Raw genomic sequence first — 23,477 nt, 5'->3', positions numbered from 1 at the left:
CACGAACACACACCCCGAACCTCAATGATTGACCCACCAGGCGTGTGGACTAAGGTGACGCGCACCGGGAGGCGGGCCGGGCCGCCAGAGCCGCCGTCTTCGTACCGCACCGCTCACCTCGGAAGGCGCATGACCACCAGCAACGACCGGCCCCCGCACACCCGGCACCGCCCGGTCATGCTCCAGCGCTGCCTCGACCTGCTCGCCCCCGCGCTCGACGCGCCCGGCGCCACCGTCGTGGACTGCACCCTGGGCCTGGGCGGCCACAGCGAGGCCCTGCTCGATGCCTTCCCGCAGGTCCGCCTCATCGGCCTGGACCGCGACACCCGCGCCCTGGAGCTGGCCGGCGCCCGGCTCGCCCCGTACGGTGACCGCGCCACCCTGGTGCACGCGGTGTACGACGAACTTCCCGCCGTCCTCGCCCGGCTCGGCACCCCACGGGTCGCCGGCGTCCTGTTCGACCTGGGCGTCTCCTCCATGCAACTGGACGAGGCCGATCGCGGCTTCGCCTACTCCCAGGACGCCCCGCTGGACATGCGGATGGACCAGACCACCGGGCTCAGCGCCGCCGAGGTGCTGAACACCTATCCGCCCGGTGACCTCGTCCGCATCCTGCGCGCCTACGGCGAGGAGAAGTTCGCCCGCAAGATCGTCGAGGCCGTCGTCGCCGAACGGGCGAAGCAGCCGCTGACCTCCAGCGCCCGCCTGGTCACCCTCATCCGCGACGCCCTGCCGCAGGCCGCCAAGCGCACCGGCGGCAACCCGGCCAAGCGCACCTTCCAGGCGCTGCGCATCGAGGTCAACGGCGAGCTGTCCGTCCTGGAGCGCGCCATGCCCGCCGCCGTCGACGCCCTGGCGGTCGGCGGCCGGATCGCGGTGCTCTCCTACCACTCGCTGGAGGACCGCCTGGTCAAGCGGGTGCTGGCGGACGGCGCCCGCAGTACGGCCCCGGCCGGTCTGCCCGTGGTCCCCGAGGAGTACCAGCCGCGGCTGAAACTGCTCACCCGGGGCGCCGAACTGCCCACCGACGAGGAGATCGCCGAGAACAAGCGGGCCGCACCCGCCCGGCTGCGCGGCGCCGAGCGGGTGCGGGAGCGGGTGCGGTGAGCCCGAAACGGCGCGAGCCGGGCCCGCAGACCCGCATCGCCCGGCTGACGGGCCTGGTGCCGGCGGGCCGCGGCTCCGCCGCCCGTACGCCGTTCGTGCTGCTGGTCGTCCTGCTGCTGGGCGCGGGGATGCTGGCCCTGCTGCTGCTGAACGCCTCGCTCAACCAGGGCTCCTTCGAACTGAGCGAGATCCGCCGGCACACCCAGGAACTCACCGACGAACAGCAGGCCCTCCAGGCCGAGGTGGACGCCTTCTCGGCCCCCGGCGCGCTCTCCGAACGCGCCCGTGAGCTGGGCCTCGTCCCGGCCGGCCCGCCCGCCTTCCTCGACCGCGACGGCACCGTGACCGGCGAGCCCTCGCCGGCCCCGGAACCGCCACCGGACCCCGAGGAGTCCGACACCACGGACGGTGCGGACGGCACGGACCCGGCGGACACCCCGCAGGACCCGGACACCCCGGACGGGACCGCCCCGACCGACGAGAACGGCCCGGCGGACGCCGGACCGGACGGCAGCGAGGACGGCGCCGCGGCCGGCACACCGGACACGGACCCGGTGGACCCCGCCGACCCGGCGGCGCCCGAGGAGGAGACGGACCAGTGAGCGGATCGGCCGGCAACCGCGGCGGGGGAACCCGGCCCCCCGCACCCCGCCGCCCCCGGAAGCCCGGCAGCCCCCGCGGCGGCCACCCCCGCCCCGCCACCGTGCGCCCCAGGCTGCGGCTCGTCAGCCTCGGCCTCGCCCTCGTCATGGTGGCCTTCACCGTGCGGCTGCTCCAGGTCCAGGCCGTGGACGCCGCCACCTACACCGACAAGGCCGCCGTCAACCGCTACGTCACCGTGCCGCTCGCCGCCCAGCGCGGGGACATCACCGACCGCAACGGCACCGCGCTGGCCACCACCGTCGACGCGTACGACATCACCGCCGACCCCTTCCTGTTCACCGAGGAACAGACCGGCGTCCCCGACGCCCCCGCCCAGGCCGCCGCCCTGCTCGCCCCCATCCTCGACCGCGACGAGGACACCCTGACCGCCCTGCTGTCCGAGCCGGACTCCCGGTACGCCGTGCTCGCCCGCAAGCAGACCCCGCAGATCTGGCGGCAGATCAAGGACCTGCGCGGCAACCTCAGCGAGGCCGCGGCCAAGGGCACCGGCGACCAGGTGCTCTCCGGTGTCTTCGCCGAGAAGAACGCCAAGCGCGTCTACCCGGGCGGTGACCTGGCCGCGGCGACCCTCGGCTTCGTCAACGCCGAAGGTGTCGGCGGCGGCGGTCTCGAGGCCCAGTTCAACACCGCGCTGGCCGGCGAGGACGGCACCATCACCTACGCCCAGTCCGGCGGTCGCCGGGTGCCCACCGCCGGTTCGCAGGAGCAGCCCGCCGTCCCGGGCACCGACATCGAGCTGACCATCGACCGCGACATCCAGTGGGCCGCGCAGAACGCCATCAGCCGGCAGGTCGAGGAGTCCAGGGCCGACGACGGCTACGTGGTGGTCCAGGACAACACCACCGGCGAGATCCTCGCGCTGGCCGGCGCCCCCGGCTACGACCCTAACGACCTCTCCTCGGTCACCAGCAGCGACGTCCTGCGCAACGCCGCCCTGCTGGACGCCTACGAGCCGGGCTCCACCCTCAAGGTCGCCACCATGGCCGCCGTCCTCGAGGAGGGCGTCGCCACCCCCGCCACCCACGTCACGGTCCCCAACCGGCTGCCGCGCGCCGACCGCAACTTCGCCGACGACCACGACCACGAGACGTACTACCTCACCCTGGCCGGCGTGCTCGCCCGGTCCAGCAACATCGGCACCATCCTCGCCGCCGAGGAACTGGGCGACACCCAGCCCGAGGCGAATGCCGTACTGCACTCGTACCTGACCCGCTTCGGCTTCGGACAGCCCACCGGGCTCGGCTTCCCCGGCGAGACCTCCGGCATCCTCGCCGCCCCCGGGGACTGGAACAACTCCCAGCAGTACACGATCCCCTTCGGCCAGGGCATGTCCGTCAACGCCGTCCAGGCCGCCTCGGTGTACTCCACCGTCGCCAACGGCGGCGAGCGCATCGCCCCCACCCTGATCCGCGGCTACACCGGCCCCGACGGCACCTACGAGCCCTCTCCCGAACCCGCGCGCGAGCGGGTGATCAGCGAGGAGACGGCGGCCACGCTCGGCGAAATACTGGAGACCGTCGTCACCGCCCCCGAGGGCACCGGCAGCGCCGCGCAGATCCCCGGCTACCGGGTGGCGGGCAAGACCGGTACCTCCAACCGGGTGGATCCGCTCACCGGCCGCTACTCCGGCTACACCGCGTCGTTCGCGGGCTTCGCACCCGCCGACAACCCCCGCATCACGGTCTACTGCGCCGTGCAGAACCCCACCAAAGGCAGTTACAACGGCAGCAAGGTGTGCGGACCGGTCTTCAACGAGGTCATGGACTTCTCCCTGAAGGCGCTCCAGGTCCCGCCCACCGGCACGGACTTTCCGGGCCTTCCCGTCACGTTCGACCCCAACGACTGACCGAAGCGGAGAGCAAGCACGTGAGAACGATCACCGAGGGCGAAGGAAACGCCCCGCTGGGCGCGGCATCCGGCCGCACCTCACTTCGCGGCACCCCCACCACGCCGGGTACGCTCACCGCCGTGCCCCACGCTGATCTCACCCCGTCGGCGCCGCCCCGCCCGGCACGGGTCTCCCCCGTCCCGCTGGCGCAGCTGGCCGGGCTGCTGGGGGTCGCCGAACCCGCCGCCGCGCACGCCGGCACGGCCGTCACCGGCATCACCCACGACTCGCGCGCCGCCCTCCCGGGTGACATCTACGCCGCGCTGCCCGGCGCCCGCTTCCACGGCGCCGACTTCTGCGCCCAGGCCGCCAGCCGCGGCGCGGTGGCCGTGCTCACCGATCCCACCGGCGTCGACCGCGCCGCCGCCGCCGGGCTGCCCGTCCTCACGGTCCCGGACCCCCGCACCCGGATGGGTCAGCTGGCCGCCACCATTTACGGCGAGCCCGGCGCCGGGCTGCTGAAGATCGGCATCACCGGCACCTCCGGCAAGACCACCACCGCCTATCTGGTGGAAGGCGGCCTGCGCGCGGTGGCCAAGGAGGGCGAGCCGACCGGGCTGATCGGCACGGTCGAGACCCGCATCGGGGACCAGCGGGTGAAGTCCGAGCGCACCACCCCGGAGGCCACCGAGCTCCAGGGACTGTTCGCCGTGATGCGCGAACGCGGGGTGACCTCGCTCGCCATGGAGGTCTCCAGCCACGCGCTGGTGATGGGCCGGGTGGACGGCGTCGTCTTCGACGTGGCCGTCTTCAACAACCTCAGCCCCGAGCATCTCGACTTCCACCCCGACATGGCCGACTACTACGCCGCCAAGGCGCAGCTGTTCACCAAGGCCAGGGCCCAGGCCGGGGTCGTCAACATCGACGACGAGTACGGCCGCCGCCTCGCCGGCGAGGCCGAGATCCCGATCACCACGTTCTCCGCCGAGGGCCACCCGGACGCCGACTGGCGCGCCGAGGACGTCACCCTGGGCCCGCTCGGCTCCACCTTCACGGCCCTCGGGCCCGGCGGGGTACGGGTGCCCGCCACCGCGCCGCTGCCCGGCCCGTTCAACGTCGCCAACACCCTCGGTGCCATCGCCGCCCTGGCCGTGGCCGGCATCGACCCCGTCACCGCCGCCGGCGGCATCGCCACCGTCCCCGGCGTCCCGGGGCGCCTGGAGCGGGTGGACGCGGGGCAGCCCTACCTCGCCGTCGTGGACTACGCGCACAAGCCGGACGCCGTCGAATCGGTGCTGTACGCCCTGCGCAAGGTCACCGAGGGCAAGGTGCACGCCGTGCTGGGCTGCGGCGGCGACCGCGACCCGCACAAGCGGCCCGCGATGGGCGCCGCGCTCGCCCGGCTCGCCGACACCGCCGTGCTCACCTCCGACAACCCGCGCTCCGAGGATCCGCTGGCCATCCTCGCCGCGATGCTCGCCGGCGCCGCCGAGGTGCCCGTTCACGAGCGCGGCACCGTCCTCCTGGAGGAGGACCGCGCCGCCGCCATCGCCCTGGCCGTCGCCCGCGCCGAGGCCGGCGACACCGTCCTGGTGGCCGGCAAGGGCCACGAGCTGGGCCAGGACATCGCCGGAGTCATCCGGCCCTTCGACGACCGAACCGAACTGCGCGCCGCCATCGAGCGGGCCGCGGTTGCCCATCCGCCCTCACGCCACAACGCCACGCGAGGCCCACTGAAGTGATCCCTCTTCCCGTTGCTGAGCTCGTCACGGTCGTACGGGGCACCCCGCACGACATACCGGAGCCGCCACCTCCCGTCACCGGGCCCGTGGTCATCGACTCCAGGGAGGCCGTCCCCGGCGCCCTGTTCGCCGCCCTGCCGGGCGACCGCGTCGACGGCCACGACTTCGCCGACCGGGCGGTCGCCGCCGGCGCGGCCGTCGTCCTGGCCACCCGCCGCCTCGGCGCCGGGGTGCCCACGATCGTGGTCGACGACGTCACCGAAGCGCTGGGTGCCCTCGCCCAGCACACGGTGCGCCGGCTCGGCACCCCGGTCATCGCCCTCACCGGCTCCTCCGGCAAGACGAGTACCAAGGACCTCACCGCCCAGCTGCTGGAGCGCGTGGGGCCCACGGTCTACACCGCCGAATCGTTCAACAACGAGATCGGCCTGCCGCTGACCGCGCTGCGCCTGACCGGCGAAACCCGTCATCTCCTGCTGGAGATGGGCGCCCGCGGGATCGGCCACATCCGCTATCTCACGACGCTGGCCCCGCCCACCATCGGCATGGTGCTGAACGTGGGCACCGCCCACCTGGGCGAGTTCGGCAGCCGGGAGGCGATCGCGCTGGCCAAGGGCGAGATCGTCGAGGGGCTGCCGCCGGCCGAGGAGGGCGGGGTGGCGATTCTCAACGCCGACGACCCCCTGGTGCGCGCGATGAGCGGGCGCACCCGCGCCCGTACCGTGTTCTTCGGGGAGGCCGAAGAGGCGGACATCCGCGCCGAAGACGTCCATCTGACCCCTCAGGGACGCCCCGCGTTCCGCCTCAAGACCCCCACCGGGTACGCCGACGTGACGATGCGGTTGTACGGTGAGCACCATGTGTCGAACGCGCTTGCCGCTGCGGCTGTTGCGCATGAGGTAGGCATGTCCGCTGCGGAGATCGCTCAAACGCTTTCCGCCGCGGGCCCGCTCTCGAAGTGGCGGATGGAGGTCACCGAGCGAGCGGACGGCGTGACGATCGTCAACGACGCCTACAACGCCAACCCGGATTCCATGCGGGCCGCCCTGCGCGCACTCGCCGCCATGGGCGGCACCGCCGGAGCCGAGGGTGGCCGTACGTGGGCGGTGCTCGGCGCCATGGCCGAGCTGGGGGACGACGCGCTCGCCGAGCACGACGCCGTCGGACGGCTCGCCGTCCGGCTCAACGTCAGCAAGCTTGTGTCCGTGGGCGGTCAAGAGGCCGCCTGGCTGGACATGGGCGCCAAGAACGAGGGTTCGTGGGGTGAGGAGTCGGTGCACGTGTCCGACGCTTCGGCAGCGGTGGAGCTGCTGCGCGGTCAGTTGCGGCCGGGAGATGTGGTGTTGGTGAAGGCGTCCAGGTCGGTGGGCCTGGAGCAGGTCGCCATCGCACTGGCCGGCGACATCGACGGCGTTGGTGAGGTCGCCGCCCGATGAGGCAGATCCTCTTCTCCGGTGCCATCGGGCTGTTCCTCACCCTGATCGGCACCCCGCTCCTGATCAAGCTGCTCGCCCGCAAGGGCTACGGCCAGTTCATCCGGGACGACGGCCCGCGCGGCCACGCCGGCAAGCGCGGCACCCCCACCATGGGCGGTATCGCGTTCATCCTGGCCACCCTGATCGCGTACGCCGCGACCAAGATCATGACCAGCTCCGCGCCCACCATCACCGGGCTGCTGGTGCTGTTCCTGTTCGCCGGGATGGGCCTGGTCGGCTTCCTCGACGACTACATCAAGATCGTCAAGCAGCGCTCGCTCGGTCTGCGGGCCGGCGCCAAGATGCTCGGCCAGTTCTTCGTCGGCATCGCCTTCGCGATCCTCGCGCTGAACTTCTCCGACTCGCGCGGACTGACCCCCGGCTCCACGCACCTGTCCTTCACCCAGGACTTCGGCTGGTCCATCGGCCCGGTGCTGTTCGTGCTGTGGGCGCTGTTCATGATCCTGGCGATGTCCAACGGCGTGAACCTGACCGACGGCCTGGACGGACTGGCCACCGGTGCCTCGGTGATGGTCTTCGGCGCCTATGTCTTCATCGGTGTGTGGCAGTACGGCCAGACCTGCGCCAACGAGCTGACCGCCGGGGCCACCTGTTACGAGGTGCGCGATCCGCTGGACACCGCCGTGGTCGCCGCCGCCATGATGGGCGCCCTGTTCGGCTTCCTGTGGTGGAACACCTCGCCCGCCAAGATCTTCATGGGCGACACCGGCTCGCTGGCCCTGGGCGGCGCGCTGGCCGGTCTGGCCATCGTCTCCCGCACCCAGCTGCTGGTGGCCCTGCTGGGCGGTCTGTTCGTCCTGATCACCATGTCCGTGGTGATCCAGGTCGGCTCCTTCCGGCTCACCGGACGCCGGGTGTTCAAGATGGCACCGCTCCAGCACCACTTCGAACTGAAGGGGTGGAGCGAGGTTCTGGTCGTGGTCCGATTCTGGATCATCCAGGGCATCTGTGTGATTGTCGGCATCGGAGTCTTCTACGGCGGATGGGTGGCGGACTGGTGAGCGAGTTCTCCGGGCAGCGGATCACCGTCGCCGGACTCGGCGTGAGCGGCATCTCCGCCGCCCGCGCCCTGGCCGGCCTCGGCGCCCGCGTCACGGTGGTCGACGGCGGCGACGGCGAGCGGCAGCGCAACGCCGCCGCCGAGCTGGAACGGGCCCACACCGGCATCACGGTGCGGCTCGGCGACGGCGCCACCCTCCCGGAGGGCACGGACCTGGTGGTCACCTCGCCCGGCTGGCGGCCGGACAGCGCGCTGTTCGCCGCCGCCGGGGCGGCCGGGGTCGAGGTCGTCGGCGACGTCGAGATCGCCTGGCGGCTGCGCGGCCCCGACGCTCCGCCGTGGCTGGCCGTCACCGGCACCAACGGCAAGACCACCACCGTACAAATGCTCGCCGCCATCCTCACGGCGGCGGGCCTGCGCACGGCGGCGGTCGGCAACATCGGCACCCCGATCATCGACGTGGTGCTCTCCGGCGAGCCGTACGACGTCCTCGCCGTCGAACTCTCCAGCTACCAGCTGCACTGGGCGCCCTCGCCGCGCCCGCACTCCGCGGCGGTGCTCAACCTCGCCCCCGACCACCTCGACTGGCACGGCTCGATGGCCGGCTACGCCGCCGACAAGGGCCGGATCTACGAGGGCAACACCGTCGCCTGCGTCTACAACGCGGCCGACCCCGCCACCGAGGACCTGGTCCGCGAGGCGGACGTGGTCGAGGGCTGCCGCGCCATCGGCTTCACCCTGGGGACCCCGGGACCCTCCCAGCTGGGCGTGGTGGACGGCGTCCTGGTCGACCGCGCCTTCGTCCCCCAGCGCCACCGGCAGGCCCAGGAGCTGGCCGAGGTCACCGATGTGACCCCGGCCGCCCCCCACAACATCGCCAACGCGCTGGCGGCGGCGGCCCTGGCCCGCGCCTACGGCGTCGAACCCAGGGCGGTACGGGACGGGCTGCGCGCCTTCACCCCCGACGCGCACCGCATCGCGCACGTCGCGGACGTGGCGGGCGTCTCCTACGTGAACGACTCGAAGGCCACCAACACCCACGCCGCCCAGGCCTCGCTGGCCGCCTACGAGTCCATCGTGTGGATCGCCGGCGGCCTGGCCAAGGGCGCCACCTTCGACGACCTGGTCAAGACGGCCGCCGGCCGGCTGCGCGGCGCCGTACTGATCGGCGCCGACCGGCAGCTGATCGCCGACGCCCTGGCGCGACACGCGCCGGATGTCCCGGTCGTCGGCCTCGACCGGACCGACACTGAAGCGATGGCCGCCGCCGTACGGGAGGCCACCGCGCTCGCCCGCCCCGGCGACACCGTCCTGATGGCCCCGGCCTGCGCCTCGATGGACATGTTCACCAACTACAACGAGCGCGGCGAGGCGTTCGCGGCGGCCGTCGCGGACCTGACCGACTGACCCCGCCACCTCCGGCCGCCGGCGGGACACCGAGGAGGGGACGGAGCGATGACGCCCTGCCTGCCGTCGAGGGCGGAGCACAGACCCCCAGGACACTGGCCGGCCACCGCCCGCCGGGACACCCCCGCCGACCCGCGCCCCGGACACCCGGCACCGGCCGCGCGGCCCGCGCCGTACCGCCGTGTTCCGGGGGCCGCCGGTGCGGTCATGATGGTCCGTCCAGGTGCCGGAGAGCGGTGGGGGAGAGCGTGAGACGTACGGGTGCTGATGGGTCCGGTGGCCGGCGCTGGCTGCCGGCGGCCGTGCTGCCCGCCGTGGCACCGGCCGGTGCCGAAGGGCTCGTCCTGCGCGAGGCGCGCGGCCGGACGCCGTCGGCCGGGAAAAAAGTGGCCCCGGCCCCGCGCCGGTCCCCGGCCGCCGCGTCGCGGACCAAGGCCGCGCCCGCCGCGACCGGGAAGCGTGCCCCCAGGCCGCCTTCACGGCCCTCCAGAGCGCCGCGCACGCCGCGCTTCGTGCGCCGCCTCCGGCGCACCTGGGACCGGCCGCTGACGGCCTATTACGTGCTGCTCGGCACCGGGCTGCTGCTGGCCTTCCTCGGCCTGGTGATGGTCTTCTCGGCCTCCCAGATCCAGGCGTTGCGCTGGGGGCTGCCCGCCACGTACTACTTCCACAAGCAACTGCTGGCCTTCGCGGGCGGCGCGGTGCTGCTGATCCTCGCCATGCGGATGCCGGTCCGGCTGCTGCGCGCGCTGACCTATCCGTTCCTGGCCGTCACCGTCGGCCTGCTCGTCCTCGTCCAGGTGCCCGGCATCGGCGTCGAGGTGAACGGCAACACCAACTGGCTGGACCTGGTGGGCGGGTTCCGGCTCCAGCCCAGCGAGTTCGCCAAACTCGCCCTGGTGCTGTGGGGCGCCGATCTGCTCGCGCGCAAGGGGGACCGGGCGCTGCTCGGCCAGATCCGGCACCTGCTCATCCCGCTGATCCCGGGCGCGCTGCTCGTCTACGGCCTGGTGATGCTGGGCGGCGACATGGGCACCGTGGTCATCCTCACGATGATCCTCTTCGCCCTGCTGTGGCTGGCCGGCGCCCCCACCCGGCTGTTCACCGGCGTGCTGGCCACCGCGGCCGGTCTCGCGGCGCTGTTCATGGCCGCCGCCCCGCACCGCATGGACCGGCTCGCCTGCGTCGGCGCCACCGAGCCGGGCGACGGCGACCGCTGCTGGCAGGCCGTGCACGGCATCTACGCCCTCGCCAGTGGCGGCTGGTTCGGCTCGGGGCTGGGCGCCAGTGTGGAGAAATGGGGTGAACTCCCCGAGCCCCACACGGACTTCATCTTCGCCATCACGGGGGAGGAGCTGGGTCTTGCGGGGACGCTGTCGGTGCTCGGTCTCTTCGCGGCTCTAGGCTATGCGGGTATCCGCGTGGCCGGACGCACGGAGGACCCCTTCGTGAGGTATGCCGCGGGCGGGGTGACAGCCTGGATCATGACCCAGGTCGTGGTGAACATCGGCGCGGTGCTGGGACTGCTTCCCATCGCCGGGGTGCCCCTCCCGCTGTTCTCGTACGGGGGATCCGCCCTGTTGTCCACCATGTTCGCGGTCGGGCTGCTGATCGCCTTCGCGCGCAGCGACCCCGCCGCCGGGGCGGCCCTGGCCATGCGGAAACCTGGGCTCATTGGTAAGTCGATGAGACGGCGCGCGAAGAAGGCGCCGTCCGGAGAGCGGTGAAATTCGGTGCATGTTGTACTCGCCGGCGGGGGGACCGCCGGTCACATCGAGCCCGCGCTCGCCCTCGCGGACGCCCTGCGCAGGCAGGACCCGACCGTGGGAATCACGGCCCTCGGCACGGAGCGCGGCCTGGAGACCAGGCTGGTGCCCGAGCGCGGCTACGAACTCGGCCTGATCCCGGCCGTACCGCTGCCGCGCAAGCCGACCCCCGAGCTGATCACCGTCCCCGGGCGGCTGCGCGGAACGGTCAAGGCCGCCGAGGAGATCCTGGAGCGCACCAAGGCGGACTGCGTGGTGGGCTTCGGCGGCTACGTGGCCCTGCCGGGTTACCTGGCGGCCAAGCGGCAGCGGGTGCCGATCGTGGTCCACGAGGCCAACGCGCGTCCCGGGCTCGCCAACAAGATCGGCGCCCGGTACACGAAGTTCGTCGCCGTCTCCACTCCGGACAGCAAGCTGCGGCACGCCCGTTACGTGGGCATCCCGCTGCGCCGTTCGATCGCGACCCTGGACCGGATGGCGGTACGGGCCGAGGCGCGCGCCGCGTTCGGGCTCGACCCCAATCTGCCCACCCTGCTGGTGTCGGGCGGTTCGCAGGGCGCGCGGCGGCTGAACGAGGTCGTCCAAGCCGCGGTGACGGTCCTTCAGCGCTCCGGGGTGCAGATCCTGCACGCGGTCGGGCCGAAGAACGACCTGCCGCAGGTGGAGACGATGCCCGGGATGCCGCCGTACGTCCCGGTACCGTATGTGGACCGCATGGACCTCGCGTACGCGGCGGCCGACATGATGCTGTGCCGCGCGGGCGCGATGACCGTCGCCGAGCTGTCGGCCGTCGGGCTGCCGGCCGCCTACGTCCCGCTGCCGATCGGCAACGGCGAACAGCGGCTGAACGCCCAGCCGCTGGTGAAGGCGGGCGGTGGACTGATCGTGGACGACGCGGAGCTGACGCCGGAGTGGGTCAAGGGCAACGTCCTGCCGGTGCTGACCGATCCGGGTCGGCTGCTGGCGATGTCCAGGGCGGCCAGTGAGTTCGGCCGGCCGGACGCCGACGATCTGCTCGTCGGCATGGTGCACGAGGCGATCGCCGCCCGCAAGGCATAGCGGGCGGCTGAGGAAGGCGAGGGAGCGTGGCCGGAGCCGGCAGCGTCGCCCAGCGGCGACAGGTGAAGGCACCGCCCGGGGCCGGGCAGCGCCCGCCGGGCCGCCGGCTGCTGCCGCGCTCCCGGATCCTGTCGGCACTGCTGCTGGCTGCGGCCGTCGGTCTGGCCGGTTTCGGCGCCTGGGCGCTGTACGGCTCGCAGTGGCTGCGCATCGAGAAGGTGTCGGTGAGCTGGGAGCCGGAGAGCCGGCGGGAACTGACCGGCGATCAGGTGCTGTCGGTGGCCGCGGTTCCGCTGGGCGCGCCGATGGCCTCGCTGGACAAGGACGCCATCGAGGCGCGGCTGCTCGCCGAACTGCCCCGGCTGAAGTCGGTGAAGGTGGTCCGCGCCTGGCCGCACGGGGTGGGTCTGAAACTGACCGAGCGCGAGCCGCAGGCCCAGCTGCCGGCGCCCGGCGGTTATGCCGAGGTGGACGACGAGGGCGTGCGGTTCGCGGAGATCGCCGAGCCGCTGCCCTCCGTACCGCTGCTGGAGCTGGACATGGGGGACAGCCCCAGCGCCCGCCGGTTCGGTGAGGAGCGCACGCTGCGGGACGCGGTGGCGGTGGCGTCGGCGCTGCCCGGGCCGCTGGCCGGGGAGACCTCGGTGATCCGGATCGCGTCCTACGACGCCATCACCCTTGAACTGTCAGATGATCGCACCGTGCGCTGGGGGAGTCCGGAAGACTCCCCGGCGAAGGCGGAAGCGCTGACCATACTGATGAAAGCGGCCCCGGACGCCCGGCACTTCGATGTGAGTGTGCCCAGCGCCCCGGCCGCGTCGGGGGGTTGACGATGGATACCTGGTTCGCCGCACCAAGCGTGATCACATAGGGTGAAAAGAAAAACGGGAGGTTCGGCGTGTTCGTTGAACGCGTACCACATGTCGACTTAGTGTCCGTTCCGAGCAATCCAAGGAACGACCAGCACAGCTAACCCTAAACTTGAGCGTTAGGGTCGGGTCGGCTTTCCCAAACCGTCCCATCGGCATCCTTCGGCGCACCGCTGCATCCGCGGAGCGGCGATACGTAATCGAGGCGAGAGGCCTTCGACGTGGCAGCACCGCAGAACTACCTCGCAGTCATCAAGGTCGTCGGTATCGGCGGCGGTGGCGTCAACGCCATCAACCGGATGATCGAGGTCGGTCTCAAAGGCGTCGAGTTCATCGCGATCAACACCGATGCGCAGGCGCTGCTGATGAGCGACGCCGACGTCAAGCTCGACGTCGGCCGTGAGCTCACCCGTGGCCTGGGCGCCGGAGCCGACCCGGAGGTGGGCCGCAAGGCCGCCGAGGATCACCGCGAGGAGATCGAGGAGGTCCTCAAGGGGGCCGACATGGTCTTCGTCACCGCGGGCGAGGGCGGCGGCACCGGCACCGGCGGCGCGCCGGTGGTCGCGAACATCGCCCGCACCCTCGGCGCCCTGACCATCGGCGTGGTCACCCGGCCCTTCACCTTCGAGGGCCGCCGCCGCGCCAACCAGGCCGAGGACGGCATCGCCCAGCTGCGCGACGAGGTCGACACCCTCATCGTCATCCCCAACGACCGGCTGCTGTCCATCTCGGACCGCCAGGTCAGCGTCCTGGACGCCTTCAAGTCCGCGGACCAGGTGCTGCTGTCGGGTGTGCAGGGCATCACCGACCTCATCACCACCCCCGGTCTGATCAACCTGGACTTCGCCGACGTCAAGTCCGTGATGTCGGAGGCCGGCTCCGCCCTGATGGGCATCGGTTCGGCGCGCGGCGACGACCGCGCGGTGGCCGCCGCCGAGATGGCGATCTCCTCCCCGCTGCTGGAAGCCTCCATCGACGGTGCGCGCGGGGTGCTGCTGTCCATCTCCGGCGGTTCCGACCTCGGTCTGTTCGAGATCAACGAGGCCGCCCAGCTGGTGAGCGAGGCCGCCCACCCCGAGGCCAACATCATCTTCGGCGCGGTCATCGACGACGCGCTGGGCGACGAGGTCCGGGTCACCGTCATCGCGGCCGGCTTCGACGGCGGCCAGCCGCCGGCCCGCAGCCGGGACCGGGTGCTCGGTTCGTACAGCGCCAAGGAGGAGTCGCCGGCGCCGGCGGCCAAGGACCGCGGCACCGACGGCGACAACGAGCGCCCCTCCTTCGGCGGGCTCGGCACGCTGCCCTCGCGTGAGCCGGCCGAGCGTGAGACGCCCGCGGTCACCGAGCCGGTCGCCGAGCGGTCCGAGACGACGACCTCGCTCAGCCCCCAGGTGCCCTCGGCCCGCCCGTACGACGGCGGCCAGGCCGAGGAGCTCGACGTCCCCGACTTCCTCAAGTGATCATTTCCTGACGTGATAGACCGACAGAGCACGGCGAGCGGCGCGCATTTCGCCTTCACCAACCGGTGGGGCGGGGTGAGCGCCGCTCCGTATGACACGCTCAATCTGGGCGGCGCGGTCGGTGACGACGGCGTCGCCGTCGAGGCCAACCGGGCGCGCGCGGCCGCCGATCTGGGTCTGGACCCGGCCGCGGTGTGCTGGATGACGCAGGTGCACGGCCGGGAGGTCGCGGTCGCCGAGGGCCCGTGGCCCGGTGGACTGGCCCCCCGCGCGGACGGGGTGGTGACCGCCCGGCGCGGTCTGGCCCTCGCGGTGCTCACCGCCGACTGCACCCCCGTTCTGCTGGCCGACGCCACCGCCGGAGTGGTCGGGGCGGCGCACGCCGGGCGGCCGGGGCTCGCCCTCGGGGTGGTGCCCGCCACCGTCGAGGCGATGGTGGAGCTGGGAGCCGAGCCGGAGCGGATCACCGCCAGGACCGGACCCGCGGTGTGCGGCCCCTGTTACGAGGTGCCGGCCGCGATGCGCGACGAGGTCGAGGCCGCGGTGCCGGGCAGTGGCTGCTTCACCCGCGGCGGTACCCCCGGGATCGACATCGGTGAGGGCGTGCGCCGGCAGCTGGCGGGCGCCGGGGTCACCGACTTCCTGCTCTCCCCGGTGTGCACGCTGGAGTCCGCCGACCACTACTCCTACCGCCGGGACCGGACCACCGGACGGCAGGCCAGCTATGTATGGGTGTCCCCCCTATGAGTGAGCGCGAGCAGGAACTGAGGTCGGGGCTCGCCCGGGTGGAGGAGCGCATTGTCCGCGCGTGTGGTGCGGCGGGGCGCGCGCGGGACGACGTCACGCTGGTGGTGGTGACCAAGACCTACCCGGTGGAGGATGTGCGGCTGCTGGAGGGCCTGGGAATCCGGCATTTCGCGGAAAACCGGGACCAGGAGGCGGCGCAGAAGGCGGCGGCCTGCGCGGATCTTTCACTGAACTGGCACTTTGTGGGCCAGTTGCAGACCAATAAGGTCCGCTCGGTGGCCGGATATGCCGATTATGTGCATTCGGTGGACCGGGTGCGGCTCGTGGGCGCGCTCTCCTCGGCGGTGACCGCCGCCGGGCGCACGCCGTTGCGGGTGCTGGTTCAGGTCGCACTGGAGAAGGAATCCGGACAGGGTGCGGGCCGGGGCGGGGTAGCGCCGGAGGGCGTGGAGGAGTTGGCGCACGCGGTGGCGGACGCCCCCGGCCTGGAGCTCGCCGGACTCATGACGGTCGCCCCGCTGAGTGGGGCGTACGCCGGGCGCCCGGCGCACGCCTTTGAACGGCTGTGGGAAATCTCAAGGGACCTGCGCGCCACCCATCCTGCTGCCACCATGGTTTCGGCGGGTATGAGCGCCGACCTTGAGGAGGCGATCGGGGCGGGGGCGACACACGTACGCGTCGGCAGTGCGGTACTCGGAGTCCGACCCGCCCTCGGGTAACGTCGCCAAACGAGTCGGAACACTGCCGAAAATATGGTCATTCCCGATACATTCGGGCACAGTGACGTGGATTGACGGCCCATCCGGGGCGGTGCCGATCCACCAGAGAGCGGAGGATCCAGTCGATGGCTGGCGCGATGCGCAAGATGGCGGTCTACCTCGGCCTCGTGGAGGACGACGGCTACGACCGCCCGGGGTACGGCCCCGACGACGATTTCGAACCCGAGCCCGAGCCGGAGCGCGCACGGCGCCAGCAGGCGCACGAACCGCCGCCCCGGGAGCGGGTGGAGGAGCCGGTGCGGGTGGTGCATCCGCCGGCCCAGCGGGAGAGTGAACCGGCCCCGGCTCCCCTCCTGTCGGAAAACAGACGACCTGGGAGGATCGCTCCCGTGTCTTCCATCACATCCGAACGACCCCACGTCGAGAAGAGCGCACCGGTGATCATGCCCAAGGTCGTGTCCGAGCGGGAGCCGTATCGCATCACCACGCTGCACCCGCGCACCTACAACGAAGCCCGTACGATCGGGGAACACTTCCGCGAGGGAACCCCGGTGATCATGAACCTCACGGAGATGGATGACACGGACGCGAAGCGACTTGTCGACTTTGCCGCTGGCTTGGTCTTCGGTCTGCATGGCAGCATCGAGCGCGTGACGCAGAAGGTCTTCCTTCTGTCGCCTGCTAACGTCGATGTAACGGCGGAGGACAAGGCCCGGATCGCTGAGGGCGGGTTCTTCAACCAGAGCTGACACGACAGCAACCGGACGAGAGCGAACCCGGCCAACCGGCCGGGCAGGGCAGGGGAGAGGGACACCCAGGATGGGCATCGTACGAGACGTGATCCTGATCGCCTTGTATTGCGTCCTCGGACTTCTGCTCTTCCGGCTGGTGATGGACTACGTCTTCATGTTCGCGCGCTCATGGCAGCCCGGACGGGCGATGGTCGTCGCCCTGGAGGCCACCTACACTGTCACCGATCCGCCGCTGAAGGCGCTGCGGAAGGTGATTCCTCCGCTGCGCTTCGGGGGTGTGGCGCTTGATCTGTCCTTCTTCGTACTCATGATCATCGTCTACATCCTGATCAACGTCGTGGCCGGGCTGTGAACGAGTACGGTCTTGCCGATATGCTGACGAAATACGTTGAGGTGAAGAGATGCCGTTGACCCCCGAGGACGTGCGGAACAAGCAGTTCACCACTGTCCGTCTCCGCGAAGGCTATGACGAGGACGAGGTCGACGCCTTCCTCGACGAGGTCGAGGCAGAGCTGACCCGGCTGCTGCGGGAGAACGAGGACCTGCGCGCCAAACTCGCGGCCGCCACCCGCGCCGCCGCCCAGAACCAGCAGAACATGCGCAAGCCGGAGCCCCAGGAACGCCCCGGGCCCGGTGGCCCCGGCGGTCCCGGTGGCCCGCCGGCCATATCCGGTCCGCAACCCGGTCCCCAGCAACAGCAGATGGGCGGCCCGCCCCAGCTGCCGGGGCCCGGTGGTCCGATGGGTCCGGGCGGTCCGGGTGGTCCCGGCGGTCCCGGTCAGATGCAGCAGCACCAGCAGATGGGCGGCCCCGGCCCGATGGGCCACGGCCCCGGCCCCGGTGGACCCATGGGTCCCGGTGGCCCCAACCCGCTGGGCGGCCCCGGTGGTCCCGGCGGTCCCGGTCAGATGCAGCAGCACCAGCAGATGGGCGGCCCCGGCCCGATGGGCCACGGCCCCGGCCCCGGCGGTCCCGGCGGCCCCGGCCCGATGCAGCAGCCCGGCGGCAACGAGAGCGCTGCCCGTGTGCTGTCCCTCGCGCAGCAGACCGCCGACCAGGCGATCGCGGAGGCCCGTTCCGAGGCCAACAAGATCGTCGGTGAGGCGCGCAGCCGCGCCGAGGGTCTGGAGCGGGACGCCCGCGCCAAGGCCGACGCGCTGGAGCGGGACGCCCAGGAGAAGCACCGCGTCGCGATGGGCTCCCTGGAGTCCGCCCGCGCCACCCTGGAGCGCAAGGTCGAGGACCTGCGCGGCTTCGAGCGGGAGTACCGCACGCGGCTGAAGTCGTACCTGGAGAGCCAGCTGCGTCAGCTGGAGAGCCAGTCCGACGACTCGCTCGCCCCGCCGCGCACCCCGGCGGCCGCTTCGCTGCCGCCGTCCCCGCAGCCCTCGCTGGCCTCGGCCGGCGCGCCGTCCGGTCCGGGCGGTGGCATGGGTGGCGGCCACCAGTCCATGGGCGGTCAGCAGCAGATGGGCGGCCCCGGTCACAACGGCACCCACGGTGGCCACCCCGGTGGCGGTCACGCGGGTCCGCCGTCCTACGGCGGCCAGCAGGGGATGTCCCCGGCGATGACCCAGCCGATGGCGCCGGTCCGTCCGGCCGGACCGCAGCCGGTCCAGCAGCAGGCCCCGTCCCCGATGCGCGGGTTCCTGATCGACGAGGACGACAACTGACGCCGCCCACGACGGCGTAACGCGTCGGCATATCACCAACGAGGCCGGGCCCGGACATCTTGTCCGGGCCCGGCCTCGTTTCTGTGTGCGCGGGCGAGCGATCCGGCCGGGCGGGCCGGCCGGGCCACCCGGCCCGCCCGGCACACTCCCCGTACCGCTACACCCGGTGCAGGTGGAAGGTGAGGGTCAGATCCTCGTCGCTGAAGGCCGGTCCGAAGGCGTCCGTGGCCTCGCCCTCCGCGAAGTCCGTGGCCAGCACCTCCGTGGAGATCAGCGCCTGGTGGTCCGCCAGGGCGCGGCTCACCTCCGGGTCGGTGGCCGCCCAGCGCACCGCGATCCGGTCGGTGACCTCCAGGCCGCTGTTCTTGCGGGCCTCCTGCACCAGCCGGATGATGTCCCGGGCGATGCCCGCCCGGCGCAGCTCCGGAGTGATCTCCAGGTCCAGCGCCACGGTCGCACCGGTGTCCGAGGCCACCGACCAGCCCTCGCGGGGCGTTTCGGTGATGATGACCTCTTCCGGTGTGAGGGCGATCCGCTCTCCCTCCACCTCGACCGCGGCCGTGCCGGCCCGCAGCGCCGCCGACAGCTCGGTGGCGTCCGCCGCCGCGATGGCCTGGGCGACCGGCTGGGTGCGCTTGCCGAAGCGGCGTCCCAGTGCCCGGAAGTTGGCCTTCGCGGTGGTGTCCACCAGCGAGCCGCCCATCTCGGAGAGCGCGGCCAGCCCGGTGACGTTCAGCTCGTCGGCGATCTGCTCCCGCAGGTCCTCGCCCAGCAGTTCGAAGCCCTGTGCCGCGACCAGCGCCCGGGACAGCGGCTGCCGGGTCTTCACCCCGGACTCGGCGCGGGTGGCCCGGCCCAGCTCCACCAGGCGCCGCACCAGCAGCATGTCCTGCGACAGATCCGCGTCCACCCGGGACGGGTCGGAGTCCGGCCAGGTGGCCAGGTGCACCGAATCGGGGGCGCCGGGGGTCACCGGCACCACCAGGTCCTGCCAGACCCGTTCGGTGATGAACGGCACCAGCGGGGCCATCAGCCGGGTCACGGTCTCCAGCACCTCGTGCAGGGTGCGCAGCGCGGCCGGCTCGCCCTGCCAGAAACGGCGGCGGGAACGGCGCACGTACCAGTTGGACAGATCGTCGACGAACGTCGAGATCAGCTTGCCGGCCCGCTGGGTGTCATAGGTGTCCATGGCCTTGGTGACCATCTCGACCAGGGCGTTCAGCTCGCTCAGCAGCCAGCGGTCCAGCAGCGGCCGGTCGGCCGGCGCAGGGTCGCCCGCGCTCGGGGCCCAGGACGCGGCGCGCGCGTACAGGGACTGGAAGGCGACGGTGTTCCAGTAGGTGAGCAGCGTCTTGCGCACCACCTCCTGGATGGTGCCGTGGCCCACCCGGCGGGCCGCCCACGGGGAGCCGCCCGCCGCCATGAACCAGCGCACCGCGTCCGCGCCGTGCTGGTCCATGAGCGGGATGGGCTCCAGGGTGTTGCCCAGGTGCTTGGACATCTTGCGGCCGTCCTCGGCCAGGATGTGACCCAGGCAGACGACGTTCTCGTAGGAGTTCTTGTCGAAGACCAGGGTGCCCACGGCCATGAGGGTGTAGAACCAGCCCCGGGTCTGGTCGATGGCCTCGGCGATGTACTGCGCCGGGTAGTGCTTCTCGAACTCCTCGCGGTTGCGGTGCGGGTAGCCCCACTGCGCGAACGGCATGGCGCCCGAGTCGTACCAGCCGTCGATGACCTCCGGGACCCGGGTGGCGGTGAGCGAGCAGCCCTCGGCCGTGCAGGGGAAGGTGATCTCGTCGATGTACGGGCGGTGCGGGTCCAGCCCCGACTGGTCGGTGCCGGTCAGCTCGCTCAGCTCGGCGAGCGAGCCGACACAGGTGCGGTGGTCCTCGGCGCAACGCCAGATGGGCAGCGGGGTGCCCCAGTAGCGGTTGCGGGACAGCGCCCAGTCGATGTTGTTGTTGAGCCAGTCGCCGAAGCGGCCGTGCTTGACGGACTCCGGGTGCCAGGTGGTGTTCTCGTTCTCCCGCAGCAGGGCATCCTTGACCTGGGTGGTGCGGATGTACCAGGACGGCTGTGCGTAGTACAGCAGCGGGGTGTGGCAGCGCCAGCAGTGCGGGTAGCTGTGCTCGTAGGCCAGGTGCTTGAAGAGCAGACCGCGCTCGCGCAGGTCGGCGGTGAGCGCCTCGTCGGCCTTCTTGAAGAACTGGCCGCCGACCAGCGGGACGTCCTCGGCGAAGGTGCCGTCCGGGCGGACCGGGTTGACCACCGGCAGTCCGTACGCGCGCCCGACCCGCAGGTCGTCCTCGCCGAAGGCGGGCGACTGGTGGACGAGACCGGTGCCGTCCTCGGTGGTGACGTAGGTGTCGTTGACGATGTAGTGGGCGGCCTCGTCGAAGGGGACCAGCTCGAAGGGTCGCTGATAGGTCCAGCGTTCCATCTCGGCGCCGGTGAAGGTCTCGCCGGTGGCCCGCCAGCCCTCGCCCAGGGCGGTGCTCAGCAGCGCCTCGGCGACGACCAGCCGCTCGGTGCCGTCGGTGGCCACGGCGTAGGTGACCTCGGGGTGGGCGGCGACGGCGGTGTTGGAGACCAGGGTCCAGGGGGTGGTGGTCCACACCAGCAGAGCCGCCTGTCCGGCGAGCGGGCCGGAGGTGAGCGGCATCCGGACGTAGACGGAGGGGTCGACGACCGTCTCGTAGCCCTGGGCCAGCTCGTGGTCGGACAGGCCGGTGCCGCAGCGCGGGCACCAGGGCGCGACCCGGTGGTCCTGGGTGAGCAGCCCCTTGGAGAAGATCTCCTTGAGCGACCACCACACGGACTCGATGTACTGCGGGTCCATGGTGCGGTAGGCGTCGTCGAGATCGACCCAGTAGCCCATGCGCGTGGTCAGCTCGGAGAAGGCGTCCGTGTGCCGGGTGACCGACTCGCGGCACTTGGCGTTGAACGCGGCGATCCCGTACGCCTCGATGTCCTGCTTGCCGGTGAAGCCCAGCTCCTTCTCCACCGCGAGCTCCACGGGCAGGCCGTGGCAGTCCCAGCCGGCCTTGCGGCTGACGTGGTAGCCGCGCATGGTGCGGTAACGGGGGAAGGCGTCCTTGAAGACCCGCGCCTCGATGTGGTGGGCTCCCGGCATGCCGTTGGCGGTGGGCGGGCCCTCGTAGAACACCCACTCCGGGCGCCCCTGGGACTGCTCCAGGGTGCGGTTGAACGTCTTGTTCTCGCGCCAGAAGTCGAGGACCGCGTGTTCGAGCGCGGGCAGATCGACTTGGGCCGGCACGGGGCGGTACTGCGTCATCGGCATTCCTCCGGCGGACACACTGATCTCCGTCGGAGGGACGAGAGCCCGGCTCGGGCGCCCGCGGTACCACCCTCCTTGGCCGGGGCGCGGTACTGACCGCCTCCTCGGCCCCCTCATTGGGCCGCGATGCCGGCTCTACTCGCCCACCGGGACGCAGCTGGTCCCGGTGTGGCTTTCTTCCGGCGGCTCCGGGGTGATCTTCGCGCCGCGCACGCCCCCGGGCTCGCACCGTCCCCGGGTCGCTCCTGGCTGCCGGACGGCGCTACTCGTCCCCATCCATGCCTTTCGCTGCGCCCCAGTGTACGGGGCGTCGCGCAGGGGGAACGACCGGTTATCCGGGGGCCGGGCGGGGCACAACGCAGGAGGATCGGCGCGTCCCCGTTGCCGCTCACCCCGGGTCGATTTATCGTTCCGGTCACAATGCGCGAGCAAGATCACACTATGTGAAGGGGCCGCCGCGATGGTGGCGAGCGATACCGCCGACGATTCATCGGACGGCACGCCGGCCGAGTCCGGGAAGAAGACCACGGCCAAGACGACGAAGAGCACGCAGAAGCCGGCGAAGAAGACGGCGAGAAAAACCGTGCGGAAGGCGGCGGAGGAGACGGCCGAGGGCGCCGCCCCCGCGAAGCGGACGGCCGCGAGCAGGACGGCCAAGAAGTCCACGACGGACGAGACGGGAGTCAAGAAGGTGGCTGCGAAGAACACCACGACGGACACGACGGAGACGACCGAGGACTCGGCCGCCGCGGTGCCCGCCGCCCGGGCCGCCGCCCCCACGACCCCCGGGGAGCTGCCGGTCCGGCCGGGCGAGGACCCCTGGACGCCGGAGGAGGTCGACGGGGCCCGCAGCGAGCTGACGGGCGAGGCGGACCGGCTGCGGACCGAGATCGCCGCCTCCGAGGACGCGCTGGCCGGACTGATGCGCGACTCGGGCGACGGTGCCGGGGACGACGAGGCGGACACCGGCTCGAAGAACATCACCCGCGAGCACGAGCTGGCACTCGCGGCCAACGCCCGCGAGATGCTCTACCAGACGGAGAAGGCGCTGGACCGGCTGGCGGCCGGCACCTACGGAACGTGCGAGGTGTGCGGCAAGCCGATCGGGAAGGCCAGGATGCAGGCGTTCCCCCGCGCGACGCTGTGCGTCGAGGACAAGCAGCGGCAGGAACGGCGGGTCTGACGGCGGGCGTGCCGGTCGTCGGGTGATCGGACCGGCCCGTGTCGTACCCTCAACGTGTGAGCGAGGCGGAGCGCACCATCGAGACACCCGAAGATTCCTCCCGTCGTCCGGAGCCGGACGAGCCCGTGGAGGAAACGGCACCCCAGGCGAAGGCGGACGCGGACGCGGCCGCAGAGCCCGGGGCCGACCCCGCGGCGCCGCGGCGCCGCCGGGTCGGCGTGCTGGCGGTGGTGGCGGCGTTCGCCTTCGTGCTGGACCTCGTCACGAAGATCGCCGCGGTGGAGTGGCTGGAGCACCAGCGCTCCATCGACATCATCGGCGACTGGCTGCGCTTCTCGGTGATCCGCAACGGCGGCGCCGCCTTCGGCTTCGGCGAGGCGCTCACCGTCTTCCTGACGGCCGTGGCCGCCATCGTGGTCGTGGTGATCATCCGGCTGGCCCGCAAGCTCTACAGCACGCCGTGGGCGATCGCACTGGGGCTGCTGCTGGGCGGGGCGTTCGGCAACCTCACCGACCGGCTCTTCCGGGCCCCCGGGGTCTTCGAGGGCCACGTGGTGGACTTCATCTCCGTCCAGCACTTCTCCGTGTTCAACCTGGCCGACTCGGCGATCGTCTGCGGTGGCATCCTCATCGTCATCCTCTCCTTCCGGGGCCTTGACCCGGACGGCACCGTGCACAAGGACTGAGCGGCCTCGGGCATACTCGTTC

19 protein-coding genes are annotated in these 23,477 nt (G+C 72.0%); 18 read left to right on the top strand and 1 reads right to left on the bottom strand.

Annotation, left to right across the window (positions count from 1 at the left end; all coding sequences use genetic code 11):
* The first annotated feature begins 129 nt into the window (after nt 1-129).
* From rsmH to ACTFAP_RS05255, 16 genes are all read left to right on the top strand, one after another.
* Nucleotides 130-1,107: a 16S rRNA (cytosine(1402)-N(4))-methyltransferase RsmH gene (gene rsmH / locus ACTFAP_RS05330; protein WP_495683636.1), complete on the top strand. Its 978-nt coding sequence runs from the start codon at nt 130-132 to the stop codon at nt 1,105-1,107.
* Entirely contained in the window at nt 1,104-1,709 is a 606-nt protein-coding gene (gene ftsL, locus ACTFAP_RS05325) for a cell division protein FtsL (protein WP_495683635.1), read from the top strand. The genes rsmH and ftsL overlap by 4 nt, the downstream gene beginning before the upstream one ends.
* Entirely contained in the window at nt 1,706-3,616 is a 1,911-nt protein-coding gene (locus ACTFAP_RS05320; protein WP_500468347.1) for a peptidoglycan D,D-transpeptidase FtsI family protein, read from the top strand. The genes ftsL and ACTFAP_RS05320 overlap by 4 nt, the downstream gene beginning before the upstream one ends.
* Before the next feature lie 20 nt (nt 3,617-3,636).
* A complete protein-coding gene (locus ACTFAP_RS05315; protein ID WP_500468346.1) occupies nt 3,637-5,340 on the top strand; it encodes a UDP-N-acetylmuramoyl-L-alanyl-D-glutamate--2,6-diaminopimelate ligase in 1,704 nt (567 codons plus the stop codon).
* Nucleotides 5,337-6,776 carry a UDP-N-acetylmuramoyl-tripeptide--D-alanyl-D-alanine ligase gene (locus ACTFAP_RS05310; protein WP_500468345.1) on the top strand — a complete coding sequence of 480 codons (1,440 nt, stop codon included), beginning with the start codon at nt 5,337-5,339 and terminating at the stop codon, nt 6,774-6,776. The genes ACTFAP_RS05315 and ACTFAP_RS05310 overlap by 4 nt, the downstream gene beginning before the upstream one ends.
* Nucleotides 6,773-7,837, top strand: coding sequence for a phospho-N-acetylmuramoyl-pentapeptide-transferase (gene mraY, locus ACTFAP_RS05305; RefSeq protein WP_200367900.1), 1,065 nt, complete (start codon nt 6,773-6,775; stop codon nt 7,835-7,837). The genes ACTFAP_RS05310 and mraY overlap by 4 nt, the downstream gene beginning before the upstream one ends.
* Nucleotides 7,819-9,243 (top strand): UDP-N-acetylmuramoyl-L-alanine--D-glutamate ligase, encoded by a 1,425-nt coding sequence (gene murD / locus ACTFAP_RS05300; protein ID WP_495683631.1) that lies wholly within the window; start codon nt 7,819-7,821, stop codon nt 9,241-9,243. The genes mraY and murD overlap by 19 nt, the downstream gene beginning before the upstream one ends.
* 386 nt (nt 9,244-9,629) lie before the next feature.
* On the top strand, nt 9,630-10,970 hold the full coding sequence (gene ftsW / locus ACTFAP_RS05295) for a putative lipid II flippase FtsW (RefSeq protein WP_375879254.1): 1,341 nt from the start codon (nt 9,630-9,632) through the stop codon (nt 10,968-10,970).
* 6 nt (nt 10,971-10,976) lie between these two features.
* On the top strand, nt 10,977-12,068 hold the full coding sequence (murG, locus tag ACTFAP_RS05290; RefSeq protein ID WP_390124973.1) for an undecaprenyldiphospho-muramoylpentapeptide beta-N-acetylglucosaminyltransferase: 1,092 nt from the start codon (nt 10,977-10,979) through the stop codon (nt 12,066-12,068).
* Nucleotides 12,069-12,094: 26 nt separating this feature from the next.
* Complete coding sequence (locus ACTFAP_RS05285; RefSeq protein WP_500468344.1) at nt 12,095-12,898, top strand: cell division protein FtsQ/DivIB; 804 nt, start codon at nt 12,095-12,097, stop codon at nt 12,896-12,898.
* A gap of 260 nt (nt 12,899-13,158) precedes the next feature.
* A complete protein-coding gene (gene ftsZ, locus ACTFAP_RS05280) occupies nt 13,159-14,397 on the top strand; it encodes a cell division protein FtsZ (RefSeq protein WP_495683629.1) in 1,239 nt (412 codons plus the stop codon).
* 12 nt (nt 14,398-14,409) lie between these two features.
* Complete coding sequence (pgeF, locus tag ACTFAP_RS05275) at nt 14,410-15,144, top strand: peptidoglycan editing factor PgeF (protein ID WP_500468343.1); 735 nt, start codon at nt 14,410-14,412, stop codon at nt 15,142-15,144.
* Nucleotides 15,141-15,863, top strand: a complete 723-nt coding sequence (locus ACTFAP_RS05270) for a YggS family pyridoxal phosphate-dependent enzyme (protein ID WP_495683627.1) — start codon at nt 15,141-15,143, stop codon at nt 15,861-15,863. Before pgeF ends, ACTFAP_RS05270 begins: the two co-directional genes overlap by 4 nt.
* A gap of 125 nt (nt 15,864-15,988) precedes the next feature.
* Nucleotides 15,989-16,612: a cell division protein SepF gene (locus ACTFAP_RS05265; protein WP_386541846.1), complete on the top strand. Its 624-nt coding sequence runs from the start codon at nt 15,989-15,991 to the stop codon at nt 16,610-16,612.
* Nucleotides 16,613-16,682: 70 nt separating this feature from the next.
* On the top strand, nt 16,683-16,967 hold the full coding sequence (locus ACTFAP_RS05260; protein WP_019433675.1) for a YggT family protein: 285 nt from the start codon (nt 16,683-16,685) through the stop codon (nt 16,965-16,967).
* A gap of 49 nt (nt 16,968-17,016) precedes the next feature.
* Nucleotides 17,017-18,288, top strand: coding sequence for a DivIVA domain-containing protein (locus ACTFAP_RS05255; RefSeq protein WP_495683626.1), 1,272 nt, complete (start codon nt 17,017-17,019; stop codon nt 18,286-18,288).
* Nucleotides 18,289-18,445: 157 nt separating this feature from the next.
* Here the strand turns inward: ACTFAP_RS05255 and ileS are convergent, their stop codons facing one another.
* On the bottom strand, nt 18,446-21,589 hold the full coding sequence (gene ileS, locus ACTFAP_RS05250) for an isoleucine--tRNA ligase (protein WP_495684892.1): 3,144 nt from the start codon (nt 21,587-21,589) through the stop codon (nt 18,446-18,448).
* 457 nt (nt 21,590-22,046) lie between these two features.
* On the opposite strand from ileS, the gene ACTFAP_RS05245 reads away from it, so the two are divergent.
* Together ACTFAP_RS05245 and lspA are read left to right on the top strand one after the other, a co-directional pair.
* Nucleotides 22,047-22,769, top strand: a complete 723-nt coding sequence (locus ACTFAP_RS05245) for a TraR/DksA family transcriptional regulator (protein ID WP_500468342.1) — start codon at nt 22,047-22,049, stop codon at nt 22,767-22,769.
* A gap of 56 nt (nt 22,770-22,825) precedes the next feature.
* Nucleotides 22,826-23,455 (top strand): signal peptidase II, encoded by a 630-nt coding sequence (lspA, locus tag ACTFAP_RS05240; RefSeq protein ID WP_495683624.1) that lies wholly within the window; start codon nt 22,826-22,828, stop codon nt 23,453-23,455.
* Nucleotides 23,456-23,477 lie beyond the last annotated feature (22 nt).

The sequence above is a fragment of the Streptomyces sp. PH9007 genome (assembly GCF_059813725.1).
Note: the sequence above shows the minus strand (reverse complement) of the source record. Positions and strands in the feature narration are given on the sequence as shown.

Coding starts and splice junctions, on each gene's coding strand:
- rsmH (WP_495683636.1), top strand. CDS start 130: ATGACCACCAGCAACGACCGGCCCCCGCACACCCGGCACCGCCCGGTC.
- mraY (WP_200367900.1), top strand. CDS start 6,773: ATGAGGCAGATCCTCTTCTCCGGTGCCATCGGGCTGTTCCTCACCCTG.
- murD (WP_495683631.1), top strand. CDS start 7,819: ATGGGTGGCGGACTGGTGAGCGAGTTCTCCGGGCAGCGGATCACCGTC.
- ACTFAP_RS05270 (WP_495683627.1), top strand. CDS start 15,141: ATGAGTGAGCGCGAGCAGGAACTGAGGTCGGGGCTCGCCCGGGTGGAG.
- ACTFAP_RS05265 (WP_386541846.1), top strand. CDS start 15,989: ATGGCTGGCGCGATGCGCAAGATGGCGGTCTACCTCGGCCTCGTGGAG.
- ACTFAP_RS05260 (WP_019433675.1), top strand. CDS start 16,683: ATGGGCATCGTACGAGACGTGATCCTGATCGCCTTGTATTGCGTCCTC.
- ACTFAP_RS05255 (WP_495683626.1), top strand. CDS start 17,017: ATGCCGTTGACCCCCGAGGACGTGCGGAACAAGCAGTTCACCACTGTC.
- ileS (WP_495684892.1), bottom strand. CDS start 21,589: ATGCCGATGACGCAGTACCGCCCCGTGCCGGCCCAAGTCGATCTGCCC.
- ACTFAP_RS05245 (WP_500468342.1), top strand. CDS start 22,047: ATGGTGGCGAGCGATACCGCCGACGATTCATCGGACGGCACGCCGGCC.